This window comes from Candidatus Diapherotrites archaeon, assembly GCA_040755695.1.
Lineage (GTDB): Archaea > Iainarchaeota > Iainarchaeia > Iainarchaeales > 1-14-0-10-31-34 > JBFMAK01.
The window spans coordinates 1-14,385 of sequence record JBFMAK010000003.1; the positions used below are offsets into that span (position 1 = coordinate 1).

The 14,385-nt window shown below is 38.2% G+C and carries 20 protein-coding genes; 13 read left to right on the plus strand and 7 right to left on the minus strand.

Going from position 1 to position 14,385, the window contains the following annotated elements:
- Window positions 1-182 precede the first annotated feature (182 nt).
- From AB1467_05055 to AB1467_05100, 10 genes are all read left to right on the plus strand, one after another.
- Window positions 183-1,628, plus strand: coding sequence for a hypothetical protein (locus AB1467_05055; GenBank protein ID MEW6295631.1), 1,446 nt, complete (start codon window positions 183-185; stop codon window positions 1,626-1,628).
- A 9-nt stretch (window positions 1,629-1,637) separates the two neighbouring features.
- The gene (locus tag AB1467_05060; GenBank protein ID MEW6295632.1) at window positions 1,638-2,552 is read left to right on the plus strand and encodes a hypothetical protein; all 915 of its coding nucleotides are present in this window, start codon (window positions 1,638-1,640) and stop codon (window positions 2,550-2,552) included.
- Window positions 2,549-3,196 (plus strand): hypothetical protein, encoded by a 648-nt coding sequence (locus tag AB1467_05065; protein ID MEW6295633.1) that lies wholly within the window; start codon window positions 2,549-2,551, stop codon window positions 3,194-3,196. The genes AB1467_05060 and AB1467_05065 overlap by 4 nt, the downstream gene beginning before the upstream one ends.
- A 21-nt stretch (window positions 3,197-3,217) precedes the next feature.
- The gene (ahcY, locus tag AB1467_05070; protein ID MEW6295634.1) at window positions 3,218-4,483 is read left to right on the plus strand and encodes an adenosylhomocysteinase; all 1,266 of its coding nucleotides are present in this window, start codon (window positions 3,218-3,220) and stop codon (window positions 4,481-4,483) included.
- 118 nt (window positions 4,484-4,601) lie between these two features.
- Window positions 4,602-4,973 (plus strand): hypothetical protein, encoded by a 372-nt coding sequence (locus AB1467_05075; protein MEW6295635.1) that lies wholly within the window; start codon window positions 4,602-4,604, stop codon window positions 4,971-4,973.
- Window positions 4,974-5,066: 93 nt separating this feature from the next.
- A complete protein-coding gene (locus tag AB1467_05080) occupies window positions 5,067-5,447 on the plus strand; it encodes a PPC domain-containing DNA-binding protein (protein MEW6295636.1) in 381 nt (126 codons plus the stop codon).
- 65 nt (window positions 5,448-5,512) lie between these two features.
- Complete coding sequence (locus AB1467_05085) at window positions 5,513-5,707, plus strand: hypothetical protein (GenBank protein MEW6295637.1); 195 nt, start codon at window positions 5,513-5,515, stop codon at window positions 5,705-5,707.
- A 2-nt stretch (window positions 5,708-5,709) separates the two neighbouring features.
- Window positions 5,710-6,195: an acyltransferase gene (locus AB1467_05090; protein ID MEW6295638.1), complete on the plus strand. Its 486-nt coding sequence runs from the start codon at window positions 5,710-5,712 to the stop codon at window positions 6,193-6,195.
- Between the two features lie 56 nt (window positions 6,196-6,251).
- Window positions 6,252-6,614 (plus strand): hypothetical protein, encoded by a 363-nt coding sequence (locus tag AB1467_05095; GenBank protein ID MEW6295639.1) that lies wholly within the window; start codon window positions 6,252-6,254, stop codon window positions 6,612-6,614.
- Window positions 6,615-6,624: 10 nt separating this feature from the next.
- On the plus strand, window positions 6,625-7,044 hold the full coding sequence (locus AB1467_05100; protein MEW6295640.1) for a hypothetical protein: 420 nt from the start codon (window positions 6,625-6,627) through the stop codon (window positions 7,042-7,044).
- Between the two features lie 5 nt (window positions 7,045-7,049).
- On the opposite strand, the gene AB1467_05105 is transcribed toward AB1467_05100, so the two are convergent.
- Window positions 7,050-7,973: a class II fructose-bisphosphate aldolase gene (locus AB1467_05105; protein MEW6295641.1), complete on the minus strand. Its 924-nt coding sequence runs from the start codon at window positions 7,971-7,973 to the stop codon at window positions 7,050-7,052.
- A 69-nt stretch (window positions 7,974-8,042) separates the two neighbouring features.
- Between AB1467_05105 and AB1467_05110 the strand changes: the two genes are divergently transcribed.
- Window positions 8,043-10,286, plus strand: coding sequence for a PKD domain-containing protein (locus tag AB1467_05110; GenBank protein MEW6295642.1), 2,244 nt, complete (start codon window positions 8,043-8,045; stop codon window positions 10,284-10,286).
- Window positions 10,283-11,113, plus strand: a complete 831-nt coding sequence (locus AB1467_05115) for a TIM barrel protein (GenBank protein ID MEW6295643.1) — start codon at window positions 10,283-10,285, stop codon at window positions 11,111-11,113. Before AB1467_05110 ends, AB1467_05115 begins: the two co-directional genes overlap by 4 nt.
- Here AB1467_05115 and AB1467_05120 read toward each other — a convergent pair.
- Complete coding sequence (locus AB1467_05120; protein MEW6295644.1) at window positions 11,110-11,379, minus strand: hypothetical protein; 270 nt, start codon at window positions 11,377-11,379, stop codon at window positions 11,110-11,112. The genes AB1467_05115 and AB1467_05120 overlap by 4 nt on opposite strands.
- A 41-nt stretch (window positions 11,380-11,420) precedes the next feature.
- On the minus strand, window positions 11,421-11,555 hold the full coding sequence (locus AB1467_05125) for a hypothetical protein (GenBank protein MEW6295645.1): 135 nt from the start codon (window positions 11,553-11,555) through the stop codon (window positions 11,421-11,423).
- Between the two features lie 124 nt (window positions 11,556-11,679).
- On the opposite strand from AB1467_05125, the gene AB1467_05130 reads away from it, so the two are divergent.
- Window positions 11,680-12,099, plus strand: coding sequence for a PIN domain-containing protein (locus tag AB1467_05130; GenBank protein MEW6295646.1), 420 nt, complete (start codon window positions 11,680-11,682; stop codon window positions 12,097-12,099).
- Here AB1467_05130 and AB1467_05135 read toward each other — a convergent pair.
- Genes AB1467_05135 through AB1467_05150 form a run of 4 tightly spaced genes read right to left on the minus strand, consistent with a single transcriptional unit; the run spans window position 12,092 to window position 14,368 of the window.
- Complete coding sequence (locus AB1467_05135) at window positions 12,092-12,358, minus strand: ribbon-helix-helix domain-containing protein (protein ID MEW6295647.1); 267 nt, start codon at window positions 12,356-12,358, stop codon at window positions 12,092-12,094. The two genes, AB1467_05130 and AB1467_05135, sit on opposite strands and share 8 nt — an antisense overlap.
- A gap of 41 nt (window positions 12,359-12,399) precedes the next feature.
- On the minus strand, window positions 12,400-13,053 hold the full coding sequence (locus tag AB1467_05140) for an adenylate kinase (protein ID MEW6295648.1): 654 nt from the start codon (window positions 13,051-13,053) through the stop codon (window positions 12,400-12,402).
- A 55-nt stretch (window positions 13,054-13,108) separates the two neighbouring features.
- Entirely contained in the window at window positions 13,109-13,522 is a 414-nt protein-coding gene (locus AB1467_05145; GenBank protein MEW6295649.1) for a phosphoribosyltransferase, read from the minus strand.
- Complete coding sequence (locus AB1467_05150; protein ID MEW6295650.1) at window positions 13,523-14,368, minus strand: class I SAM-dependent methyltransferase family protein; 846 nt, start codon at window positions 14,366-14,368, stop codon at window positions 13,523-13,525.
- Window positions 14,369-14,385: the final 17 nt, after the last annotated feature.

Below are 14,385 nucleotides of genomic sequence, written 5' to 3' on the forward strand. Positions count from 1 at the left end.
GACAAAAGAAAGTTCGGTCAAATAAGACAAAAGATAAATGTGAGGAGAATAACAGCAGCACTCACAAGAGCAATACTACACAACTTCTCAATGAAACACCTTTACAGCTGATTTTTGTCCCAAAGCCAAAATTTAAGAAAAGTATATTAAGTTCTTAGTACTAATTAATAACTTGAAGTAAAATGAATAAAATACTTACATTAATTGCAGTAAGCGTTTTCGCATTGATTTTTTCTGGGAGTGCTTTTGGTGCACTGCATTATCAGGTTGCGGTAGATTATAATCACTTGTATCATGATGATAACGGCGATAATGCAAACTATTATACTAGAAATGATGTTCTGCCTTACAGGGATGTGAATACAACAGACGTAATTGACTACAATTTCACTTTGCGCAATACTTCATATAACGACAAAGGCACTCCTGACCCTTCAGATGACGATAACATTGACATTACAAACGCAACAATTACTGCAGTTGGCTGGGAAGCCTTTTATTATGGCCGCGTGCCAGAAACATTCACTGTCTACTTTTCAAGTAATGAATCAAAAACATTCCAAGTGCAATTTCAACCTCCAGGCACAAGCTATGAACCAAAACTTTATAATATCCAAATACAAATAACATACCCTGACAACAGTTATTACAGTCCTACATATGTAGCAGCAGACTTCAAAAATCCTTTATGGAGCCCAACAATTAAAAATTTCAGCATGGGAGTAAAATTCAAGGACATAAGAGCAGAAGGGCAAAGGATATACTTTGATTTAAATGTATACAACAACAAGAACAGCGAAGTGTACTTAAATTATTACCGTATTTATTGTGAAATAGAAAGTATAGGAGCACAAAGAGGATTTTTTCATAGAAGCGACAGGTGGGCGTGCTCTGGAGCTGAAAATGAATTCCAATGCGATGTAGTCTTTCCTACTTCATGCGATTTCAACAGCCAAACACTGACAGAAAGCAGGTGCGGTGGAGCAACAGTAAACCCAGGAGACCTTGACACAAATGTTTTCTATAACGTTAATTATCTTTATTTTGACAGAAATGTAAACAGGAATTATTACCATTTCACCCAATTAAATGAAAACAAAATAATTTCAGACAATGTGCTGGTAGATGATACTGGAGGCAGATTTTACTGCAGGGCTTACATATGTTTTACAAATAACATTAATACTACAAGATGCGGTTCGCCATATGACCCCCTAACCTATGACGGCAATTACACTCCCTGGCCTCACTCAGACATATTTTTCCCTAAAGGAATTCCAGTGCAAGGACATGACGCCATAGTCGGGCCGGGATTTGGGTCGGGCAAAATATACATCCAGCCTGACATCGACTACAACATTTACGTGCCATTATTCAATTTGTCCCCCCAGCCATGGGACTGGAATGGGGATGGAGCAGAAAACACTATTTACGTTGACGTCAACATTATAGATGACACTTTTGCTGTGATTGACAGCCAAAGAAAAACAATAACAGATCTTCAAGCATCTCAATATGATGCAGGCACAAAAACTTTTTTGACTGACAACAATAAGACTTATGTTTTTTCATACAGGATTGGAGAAAAATATTCTACTTTCCTTAAACTGAATTCAATAATCGCTTAGGTGAAAGGCTTGCATAATGGGAGTTACTGGCTTTATGACAGGAAAATAATTAACCCAAAAATTGAAAGGCTCATAATGATAAGGCATCCTGCTGTACCTCAAAGCGAATGCCTTACACCGCAAGGTGGAGCAGATTACTGTTGGACTAATACATTTGATTACGGTGAAATAGACTTGAACAAGAATAATGTAACAGAATTTGACATTAAGCTGTTGAGCCCTTTAGAGATAAATGACTTATACAATTTGATTTCACTGCCTGAAAAGGTTACTCTTCCAGACATTACATTTGATTCACAGCAAAAACTAGTGCCAGGATTCAATCATACGACAGGAAAATACGGATTCACTTACGGCAAACTGTACATTGATGCAAGGAATGTAAGGGACTCAAACGGCCATTATGACGTGCGGTCGGCATCTAATACATATCCTTATGTGTATGACGACCTGAACCTGAATTTCAATTTTTTTACTAATAATTTGAAGATAACCAAATTTGAATTAATTCCAAACAAGCAATACTTCAATATAGATGACAATATAGGCTTCAGAGTGGAAGTAAAAAACACAGGAGACAAGCCTGCAATAGCAGACCTGAATGTTTATACTACAATAAATGAGCTGGTGTTTGGTCCTTCTTCAGTGCCTTTGCTGAACCCAGGGGAAACAACAATATTCGAATGCAATCCAACTGCCTCTCCTCCATGCGCTCTCCCTAAACCGTCACTGCATTCATTATACTATGTTTACGCGCAAGTGAAAGTACTGCCGACAGAATCAGACAGGACAGACAACTTTAAGAGCTTATGGTTTATAGTGAAAGCAAAAAGCCTTTCACCATTACCTGAAGCAGACGCCACAACAGCATTGATCGTGGTAATATTAATTTCAGCATTATTGATTGGAGTGAAAGGCAGATGAAGAAAATCGCATTAATTGCACTGGTTTTAATTTTCTTTGCAGTGAATGTCTGGGGAAAACTTTATACTCCGGCAGAATTCAATCAAAGGCTGGATAACATAATGATGATAAATTCAATGAATTCTACTTCAGGCACAGAGCCAACCCCCACGCAAATAATTGAAGGGCAAGCTAATTCACAGTCACTGCAGGAAATCAAGACAAGAACTTCAAGCGATTACTTGGAGTATTACAATTATTATTCTTCAGGCTCATTCAGCAAAGACCAGGCAAAAATAAAATTAAGCTTTGTGCTGAGCGACCTGGACGGAATGCAGAAGCTTTTGAGCGCAGGAATTGATTTGAGCGGATTAAAAAGCGCTTTAATGCAGCAATACTATATTGAAATCTACAATTTTGAGAGAGGCACTTCAATAGCTAATACTACAACAGGAAGTGGAGAAAATAATGTGGTTCCAATGAAAGTAATTGGAGAGGTAAGCCCAGAAGAACAAGACATAATAAAAGAATACCAGAAGACTGCTCCAATAATAACAGAAGAACAGATCCAGCCAATGACGAGCAGCATAATATGGGTACTCATAATAATTGCAGCAATAGCACTAATAATTTTAATTTCATTCGTGCTAAAGATAATAAAATAGCAGAATAAAGGTGATAAATGAATGAGCAAGACAGATTATGACGTTAAAGACATTTCATTGCACGAAAAAGGAATGCTGAAGATTGAGTGGGCTGAAAGGCAGATGCCTGTCCTTCAACTTATAAGGAAAAGATTCGAGAAAGAAAAGCCATTGAAAGGAATAAGGATTGGAGCATGCCTTCACGTTACAACAGAGACAGCCAATTTGGTTAGAGTGCTGAAGGAAGGCGGGGCAGAGGTAAGGTTGTGCGCCTCAAACCCCTTAAGCACGCAGGATGATGTTGCTGCAGCAATAGCAGAAGACTTGAAGATAAATGTTTATGCAATCAAGGGAGAAGACAATAATACTTACTACAAGCACTTGAATTCTGTTTTAGACTTAAAGCCTCAAATTACAATGGATGACGGAGGCGATTTGGTCAGTGAAATCCACTCTAAAAGAACAGAGTGCCTGAAAGAAATAATCGGGGGCACAGAAGAAACAACAACTGGGGTCATTAGATTCAAGAACATGGAGAGGGACGGGGTGCTGAAGTATCCAATAATTGCAGTGAATAACGCGCAAACAAAATTCATGTTTGATAACAGGTACGGAACAGGCCAGAGCACAATAGATGGAATCCTGAGGGCAACAAATATTCTTCTTGCAGGAAGAAATGTCGTAATTGCAGGATACGGTTGGTGCGGGAGAGGACTTGCATTAAAAATGAAAGGCATGGGAGCAAATGTTACAGTAACAGAGGTTGATCATTTAAAAGGACTGGAAGCATTAATGGACGGCTTCAAGGTAGAGAGAATGGAAGAGGCTGCAAGGAATGCTGATTTAATTGTAACATTGACAGGAGACATTAATGTTGTGGACAAAAGGCACTTTGAACTTCTTAAAGACGGATGCATTCTGGCGAATTCAGGGCATTTCAATGTGGAAATAAATATTCCAGAGCTTGCAGCAATAAGCAAGAGCAGGCGGATTATAAGGGACTTCGTTGAAGAATTCGCTTTAAAGGACGGAAAGAAAGTTTACGTGCTCGGAGAAGGAAGGCTGATCAATCTGGCTGCAGCAGAAGGCCATCCTGCAGCAGTAATGGACATGAGCTTTGCAAACCAGGCCTTAAGCGTTGAATTCATGAAAGAGAATAAAGAAAAATTAAAAAATAAAGTGTACGATGTGCCTAAAGAAATAGATGAAAGGATCGCAAGGCTGAAATTAGAGTCAATGAATGTAGGCATTGATGAGTTAACAGAAGAGCAGAAGAAGTATTTAACTTCATGGGAGCAGGGCACATAAGGTTTTTAAGCGCAGGCAACATATATAATTAGTTTTTCAAACCAGTAATAATTAAAAGCAGCAAAAGAGTTTTAATTAACTGTAAAAGAATTGAATGCAGAATTTGAGGTGAAGTCGAGTGGGAATAAAAACTATCTGCCCAAAATGCTTTTCAACAAAAATTAAGGTAAAGCATGGAGCGCAATTGTATAGGGAAGGAGACTTCCTGAAAATTCCCGATGACTTTGCTGAAGTGCATTACTGCGATGAATGCGGGTATCATGGAATAAATGTAATAGACGGGAATGAAGTGCTAATTAAATTCTTGAAGGAAAACCCTTTCCGCGGGAAAAGAAAAGAAATAGAACAACCAAAAGAAATGCACGAGATAAGGCACGATGTAGTGTTTGGGCCAAAAATTAAGCAGGAAGACGAAAGAGTAAGGCAGGTTGGCGGCATAAAATTCAAGATCCCAAAAAGCAATTCAGGCTCAAGGATAATTGAAGGCTAATTCTTTCTCCACCATTACGCTTTATTAATTGTTTTTCCCATATATCTGATTGAATTATTTTTTAATGTAAGAATTGCTGGGGGTGTGAAATTTATGGTTTCAGGAAATACTGAATTCGTTCTTAAGCTAGTGCACGGAGACAACATAATAGACAAATTGAAGGAGTTCGCGCAAAACAATAACCTTACTCAAGGATACTTCATTTCAGGCTCAGGATACATTAAAGACTTCGAGATAAGCGGATTCAAGGGAGCAGGAAAAATAGAGAACACGGCATTTAGGACCCCGTACCAAGTAATAGCAGTTTCGGGGAGGATTTTCAAGAAAGGCAATTCATTCTATCCTGAAATGAAGGTAAGCCTTACGAGAAGCGGAACAAACAGCATCAACGGCCTCCTCTTAAAGGGTACAGTAGAAGAAGAAATGGAAATAATGATAAGGCTCATTGACTACAAAAAAATGATAATCTCCTGAAAAGAAATATGTTTTTAAATTCTTCATGATTATATCTTGAAGAAAAAAAAGGGGTTGATTGAATTATGGCAAAAGCAAAAAAGAAAAAGAAATTAGCGAAAAAAAAGGCTGTAAAAAAGAAGAAAAAGATAATAAAAAAATCTGCTCCGAAAACACAAAGAAAGCCTTCTGAAACAATAGAGGAATTATCCAGAGAGGCTCCCTCACTGCCAGTAAGGTCTCCCACAATACAAGAAATAGCAGAAGAAATAAAGAAATAATTATGAGGCATCTGAGGACAGTAAAGGTTTCAACTCCAAACTCTCTCACAGAATGGTATAAAGTAAAGAACCCTCTTATTGTGGTATTCAATTTCATTGTAATTTATTTATGCAAATACCTTCCTTCGCTCTCGCTCAAGAGATTCCTGCTTAGATTGACTGGAATGAAAATTGAAGAAAATGTATCGGTAGGATTGGGCGCAAGCTTTGACATCTTCTTCCCTGAGCTCATCACAATAAAAGAAAATTCAGTCATAGGATTCAATGCGCTCATCTTATGCCATGAATTTTTAATCAAAGAATACAGGACAGGAGAAACAGTAATTGGAAGGAATGTGGTAATAGGAGCAAACTCTACAGTGCTTGCAGGGGTTGAAATTGGAGACAACTCAATAATTGGAGCATGCTCTCTTGTGAACTCAGATGTTCCTGCAAATTCCTTTTATGCAGGCATTCCTGCAAGGGAGATAAGAAAAGGAAGGAAATGAAATGGAAAAGAATTTAAAGCAGAGAAGGCCTTACTATTTAATTAGTGGTTTTTTGTATGCCTGAAAGAATTGAGTTGAACGGATTTGAAGAAATTGATTCGTTTGAAAAAGACAAGGTCACGGACATAAGCCTGAAATTCATTGAAAAAAACAACAGAACATTAAAAAACATTGAATTCCTGCACTTGCACTTGAAGGAATGCTGTGGAACAGGGAAAAAGAAGAAGTTCTTTGTTGACGCAAGGCTTGGCTTCAGCGGAACCCAAGTTGCCTCCTCAGGAGAGGAATGGGATTTGATTGCAGCAATAGATGAATCGCTCGCAAGAATCGAGAAAGAGCTCCAGAAAAGGTTCAGCCACAGGAAAATCACAGAAAAACAAAAAAGAAAAATCCGCAAAACAAACAGGCTATTGGAGTGAGGTGAAAAAAATGAGTGCTGTAACGGTAAAAAGGAAAGCTTTGAATTTAACTAATAGAAGAAAATTTGTAAAAAGGATATTTCCACCGCAAGAAAAAACCCCTGAAAAATATTTACAGAAAAGACTATTTCATTTAATGAAATTAGTACAAAACAAAAAAATGTCTAAAATTGACTATGAAGACAGATTAAAAGAAATTCAACGCATAAAAGTAAAATTAGGTATGAAACCAGCGACTAATTTTATGGGAGAAAAGAAAATTGCAGAATTTAAAAGAAAAAATTTATGGGAAAAACTTAATAGTAAAGAAAGATTATTACAAGAGATGTCACAAAGAAAATTAAATCCTTTACAACAAAGAGAATTTATCGCTTTACAAAGTGAAATTGCACAAATAAAAAAAGAATTAGGTTTTAAAACAAAAAAATAATTTTCTTAAGCCTTGCCTTCAGAGCCAAATAATTTGATTTTCTCTTTCACTGTATCTTTTACTGCCTCGCGGGCTTCACCCAGGAATTTTCTCGGGTCGAATTCTCTTGTGTTGAAGTACAGGAATCCCTTCACTGCAACAGTGAAGGCAAGTCTTAAATCAGTGTCAATGTTTATTTTGGTTATGCCTGAAGAAATGGCTTTTCTTATCGAGTTTTCGTCAACGCCCCTTGCTTCCTCCAATTTAATTCCAAGGGAAACAGCTTTGTTTATTACTTCCTTTTTCACAGAGGATGCGCCGTGCAGTGCAAGTGGAAGTCCTGTAACAAAAGAAATTTCTTTTATTCTATTAAAATCAATTAATGCTTCTCCCTTAAACTTGAATGCGCCGTGAGATGTTCCAACAGCAACAGCAAGGACGTCAACCTTGGTTTTTTCCACAAACTCTTGGGCTTTAATCGGGTCAGTGAGAAAAGAGTCTCTTTCGCTAACATGCATTCCTTCTTCTATTCCTTGCAGTCTGCCTAATTCTGCTTCAACTGAAACTTTCTTTCTGCGCGCAAAAGAAACAACCTTTTTTGTGAGAGCCACATTCTTATTGAAATCCAAGGCTGAAGCATCAATCATTACTGAGGTCCAGCCAAAAGAAATTGCCTTCTTGCACCAGGCAAGAGAAGAACCATGGTCTAAATGCAACGCAATTTGGGCCCTTGATTTTTTTGCAATTGGAATAATTAAATCAGCCAGATTCTCTGTTCCAGCATACTCTAATGCTTTCTCTGTTGTCTGCAGGATTACAGGAGCCTTGAGCTCTTCTGCTGCTCCAATTATTGCCTGCACTGACTCCAAGTTAAATGCATTGAATGCGCCTACAGCATATCCTCCTTTTTTTGCTTTCAGGAGAATTTTCTTTGAAGAAACCAAAGCCATCTGCTTCACCTTCAGTATTACAAAATAAATAGAAAGATATATAAACAATAAGAAATTAATTAGAATAGCATGACAGGAATTAAAACAGAAATACGTATTTTATCCATCTTAATCGCTTTACTAATTTTAAGCTTTAATGCAGGAGCAGACTGGTGCGCTGCCAGTCCAGGCAACCCAGACATCACAAACAATTTGATTACTATCCTCGGCCAAGCAAACAATTGGTCCAACAGCCCAACAATTGTAGTGTATGAAGGAACTCCTTATATCGCTTATGAAGGACAGCAGACTGGAGTAAGCTGGACAAGAATATTTTTCACTTACTGGAATGGAATTGGCTGGCAGACCCCTATTTCAGTCAGCAACGAGACAGGAAACAACAAAGCGCACAACCCAGTTTTTGCAATTAATATAAAAAACGGGGAAATGCACTTAGTGTGGAGCACAGAGGAATCTTCATTCAATAAAGTATACTACTCTTTTTCAGCAGGTTTCGGGGACCCTTGGACTGCACCAGAACCATTGGATGGATTAAGTGGTGAAACATTAAATAAAGCAAAATTCCCTTATGTTGCATTGGATTCAGACGGAAACCCCCACGTCATATTCTATTATGATTCTGGAGGAATACAAAAAGTGTATTACACAACAAAAACAGGGGGCGCATGGAGCAACCTAGAATTAATAGGGGAGGCAGCATCGGAAGGAAGCACAGAAAGAGTAAATCCAATCTACATTACAGTAGACAAAAAGAAAGTGCCTAATGTTCCTTCAGAACCAATTTTTTATTTAATGGATTTACCCCGGAAAAAAGAATTAATAGAATTTGCAACAGGGCCCGGGCCAGAACCATGTACTTACAGCTGCGGAAACGGATTATGCGAAGACTGCTATGAAACAGCAGCAAACTGCTGCGGAGACTGCGGGGTTTGCCCCCCAGATGTAATTCATATAATTTGGAAGAACATGGCTGACGGAAAAATTGTTCACAAGCAAAAAAACATTGAGTCAGGGGCATCATGGACTGCAATAGATTATTTAGACCAAACCTCAACAAACGAGTCAAGCCATCCTTTCAGTGTAGCTGACAACAGCGGGGGCCTTCACGTGTCATACGAAGAAAGAGTGCCCCCTAACAACGGAGAAATATATTACAGAATGCTGGAAAACGGTAACTGGATCACAAAACCTTTGGGTGGAAGCCCAAACATAAGCAATACAATTGAAGACTCACTGCATCCAACAATTGCTGTGGATGCAAATGCAGTTCCAAAAATTGCATGGAGTGAACCAAAAGTTGATTCAAACCATTCGAGGATTTATTTCAAGTACTGGAATAATGCATCAAATTCATGGCAAAACCTTGGAGGAAATAACCTTATATGGTCTGATCCAAGCGTTCATAACGCAGACTATCCATTTATTGGATTAAATTATGATGGAAGGTCTTACATTGCCTGGCAACAAAAACTTACTGGCTCAGACAAAGGCCAGATATGGATGGTTTACTGGGGAGACTGCACTAGACCGTTGCCTGCCCCAAACAAGCCGCCAAAGGCTGTATGCAAGGTGAAGCCAACTTCAGGGGACATAAAAACAGAATTCGAGTTTGATGCAGGAGACAGCAATGACGACCACACGCCAAAAGAAAACTTGGAAGTAAGATGGGATTGGGCTGATATTGATGGTGTTACATACAATACTGACTGGACAACAGAAAAAAAAGCATTCCATGTTTTCGATTATATCGGAACTTACAACACAACAGTTCAAGTGAAAGATGAAAACGGTAAAACAGGCACTGCAACCTGCACAGTAAATATAGGCTACGGAGATGTTTTATGGCTGTATGAACTGAAGACAGAGCCAAGCATTGTTTATGCAGGAGACAAGATGGCCTTCAATGCATATGTAAAAAACATGAGTTATACTGGCTTGAATGTAAAGGTAACGTTCTTTATTTCAGACGAAGAAGGAAATCCTGTTGGGCAGTCAATAGGAACAATTTCACAAGGCATTCCTGATAACAGCACAGAAATGTTCAGCATTACACAATATGATACCACTGCCTTAAAAGAAAACGAGAACTATTTCATTAACGCTGAAGCCACTCAAAGCCTGCTGCCTGAAGAACAGAAATACCTGAAAAACAACGAGTGCAGGACGATTTTTTCTGTGATAAAAATAAGAAAGGTTAACGCAACAGAAACCGACGCCATAGGGATAGCCGCAGTAGTTGTTGCAATAATCTATTTCGTGGAAAGAAGAATGCATTACGAGAAGAAAAAAAAGAAGCATCACGTGAAAAAATGAGCGAAGGACTATTATTTGGCCCAGCAGGAATACCTAATTCAACAAGAAAGCCTAATACAGTTGAAGGAATAAAGAGAGTGAAAGAATTAGGCTTGGAGTGCATGGAATTAGAGTTCGTGCACAGCATAAACATAAAGAAGGGTGCTGCGCCCGAAGTAAAAAAAACAGCAAAAGAGAATTCCATAAGGCTTACGGTTCATGCGCCTTATTACATTAATTTGAATTCTTTGAGCAAGCAGACAATAGGAATGAGCAAAAGCCACGTAATAAATTCTGCTAAAATAGGCTTTCTGTGCGGGGCAGAATCAGTTGCATTTCACGCAGCATACTACATGAAAATGGACTCGCAGGCAGTTTACGATAGGGTGAAAAAAGAAATGCAGTATATACTGAATGCGCTGAAAGAAGAAGGGATAAAAATTTGGGTTAGGCCTGAGACAACAGGAAAGCACAGCCAGTTTGGAACCTTAGAAGAAATACTTTCACTTTCAGAAGAATTAGAGATGGTGATGCCGTGCATTGACTTCTCCCACATGCATGCAAGAACACAGAAACTTAATTCAAGGGAAGAATTCGAAGCAATTCTGGAATCAGTGGAAAAAAAATTAGGGAAGAAAGGGCTGCAAAACCTCCACTGCCATGTCTCGGGAATAAATTACTCGGAGAAAGGGGAAAGAAACCACATGCCATTGAAAGAATCTGATTTCAATTACAAGGAACTCCTCCAGTCACTAAAAGAATTCAAAGCAAAAGGCTTCATAGTGTGCGAGAGCCCGAACCTGGAAGAAGATGCTCTACTCCTCAAAAAGACTTATGAGAAAATTTAATGCCAACGTATTTTATGGATTGGAGCTAAAATTCCTTTTCTTCTAAGCTCTCTATGCACTCTCTTTGGATTTTTGTGTTTAGCAATCTTTGCGCCAGCTTCTCTAATTAAAGCTTCCCTTCTAGACTTTCTTATTTCAGTTTTCGGTACTAATCTGTATTTGGGTTCACTTTTTTCTTTTATTTGAATTAATTCAATTGGAACAGAGAAAGTGCCAGTCATTTTTAATATTGTTGTAGTCTGAAACTTGTCTAATTTTTTGTCCAAATGTAACCATTGATACAAGCCTTTTTGCCCAAGTGGACCTTTTAGTATTTCGCAGGCCCTAAAACAACACAGGGGAATTTTTTATGACCTAAAACAACAGTTACTGTCTGCCCTTTTTTGTACGGAAAATCAGCTCTGTTCTTTTTAATTTCTTTTTCTGCTGGAATTTTCACCATAAAATTTCACTTCTGCAAAGTACTAATGCTTTCAAAAGTATTTAAACGTTTCTGCAATCAACGTATAAAAAAATTTAAAACCCTTTCAGCAATCAATTCTATTTAATTTGAGAGTTGGTTTTTATTGCAGAAAAGATTTTATGTTGATACTTCGGTCTGGCTTGATTACTATGGCGACAGGAAAGATGGCATTAGGCCGTTGGGAGAGTTTGCCTTCAAATTCTTCAAGCATTGCAATGAAAATAATTGCAAGGTGTTTTTTTCAGATTTTGTCCTTTTTGAACTCAAAGAGTTCTTTCCAGAGAAAGAAATAAAAATCCTGTTTTCAGTAATAAAAAAGAATTTGCTTATGAAAGTTAGTGTCTCAGAAAAGCAATTAATGGAAGCAAATAAAATAAAAAAGGTTTTCAAAGAAATTCCTTTGAATGACATTATCCATGCAATTATGGCAAGGGATTCAAATGCAGTACTGATATCAAGGGACAAACACTTTGAAGATTTATCTGCAATAGTTGAATGCAGACCTCCAGAGGAAATTATTTGAATCTTTTGCTGAGTTCCCTTTCTAGTTCCCTGCTTAGTTTTTCCCTTACTGCTTCAAGCTCTTCCTCTGAAACAGCACGTGAAGCAGTACCTTTCACTGCATAAAGCCTTTTCATGGCACGCCTGTTCTCCAAGGCATCAAGCTTGTCTCTTATTGCCTCTCTTATAAATTCAGTTTTAGTGCTGTAATTGAATTTCCTCATTGCCTTGTTAATTTTTTTCAGAAATCCTTCGCCTAATTTGACAGTTAAAACATCCATATAATACAAAGTAATACAAAATAATATTTAAATATTATTGTTCATTTAATGAATTCCTTGAACAGTTCGTCTATCCTTTTGCTTACTATGGGAAGCTCAGGGTTAGCATCAATCTCTCTTAGCAGGCCTTTATTCTTATAGTATTCAATCAAGGGCCTTGTCTGCTTCCTGTACTCTTCCAAGCGCTTCTTTATTGCCTCGGGCTTGTCATCCTCTCTCTGGAATAACGGGGCTTCATCAATATCACAAATGCCTGGAACTTTTGGGGGAATATTTTTTGTGTGGTAAATCCTGTTGCATTTAGGGCAGGTCAGCCTGCCTCCAAGCCTTTGAAGCGAGGTTTGATCAGTAACAGCATAATTCACAACCAAATCAATTTTTTTTCCAATTCTTTTAAGTAATTCATCAAGTAATTCGGCCTGTTTGAGGGTTCTTGGATAGCCGTCCAACACAAAGCCTTTATTTACATCTTTTTGCTTTAACCTTTCTTCAAGAATTTGCGTTACAGTCTCATCGTCTGCAAGGGCGCCTGAATTAATTATCTCCTTGATTTTTTTCCCTAAAGGAGTCTGCCCTTTTGCCTTTTCTCTAAGCAAGTCCCCAGTGCTTATCTGCTTGAAACCATAATTTTTTTCCATGTACTGCGCGTAAGTGCCTTTACCTGCTCCCTGCTGACCAAAAAAAATCAAATTCATTCAATCACCTTTTTTTGTTCATTAAAGAATAATAAAAATACATTAAATTTATTAATTAATTCCAGGGCAGTTTGACGCACTCACTGCATTTGACGAGGCAGTAATTCTTGCTGCCGACCAAAGCGAACCTCTTCACTTTTTTTGCTCCTTTCCCTTCAAGGAATTTTTTTGCAGAATTCATTGTGCTTTCAGTCCTCACAACATCATCAACTAAAAGAACTCTCTTCTCCTTAATTTTAGTTTTTGGCTGAGAAAGAATTCTGGGTTCTGAAAACAATTTTTTTGGCTTCATTCCATCATTGTAGAACTTTATTTTAATTACACCCAGCTCTTTCTTCAGCTTTGAAGCCAGAATCAAAGCAGGAATCAAGCCATTCCTTCCAACCCCAACCACCAAATCAAAATCTTTTGCCCTCATTTTTGCTTTCCTGATTTTCTGGATTATTTTGTGCATGCCCAATTCCTTCATTCAATGCACCTTGAAGTCCATTACAACCTGAATCCTTGAGGCAGAGAAAGGCCTGACCTCTTTTTTGTACAGGACGGAAAAAATTTTTTTGAACTTTTTTGCTGTTTCAGAAATTCTCTGCAATGCATTTTTATAAGGGTCATCTCTCGGAACAACCTGGTAGAAGTGAATTATTCCTCCCTCAGGCTTTAATGCAGTGAAAGCGGAATCAAGGAAGTCTTCTCCCCTGTGAGGCAGTGGCATTACAATCCTGTCGCATTTCCCCTTCAATTTTTTTGAGGCAATCTTTTTCACGTCGCCTTTTATTGCTTCAATCTTTTCTGCACATTTATTCAAGGCAATGTTCTCCTTCAGGTATTTCACTGCAATTGGATTCAATTCAACAGCAAAAGCCTTTTTCATTGGAGAATTTCTTGCAAACACAATAGGATAAGGGCCTACCCCTGCAAAAAATGCGCCTATAATCTCGTTAGGCTGAATGAGTCTTGCAATCCTGAGCCTTTCGCCTGCAAGCCTTGGGGAGAAAAAGACCTTTCTCAAATCAAATCTGAAGAGACAGCCTGCCTCCCTGTATTCTGCAATGAAATTCTTTTTCCCTGCAATAATCTTTAGGGGCTGAATCCTGTATTTTCCCTTGTGGGCTCCAGCAATCTTGCAGACAGTCTTGATTGACTTGTTTACCTTGAGCAGTGCTTCCCCAATAATTTTTTGCTTTTTATTTAATTCCTGAGGCACTTCAATTACTGCAATGTTTCCTACCTGGTCAAAAGAGGAAACAAGAAAAGCTTTTTCTTTGTGCGAGAGCTTGCCTTCCAGGGCTTCCTTCAGGTTTCTTGGATTCTTCATTTTTTTCACTGTATTAA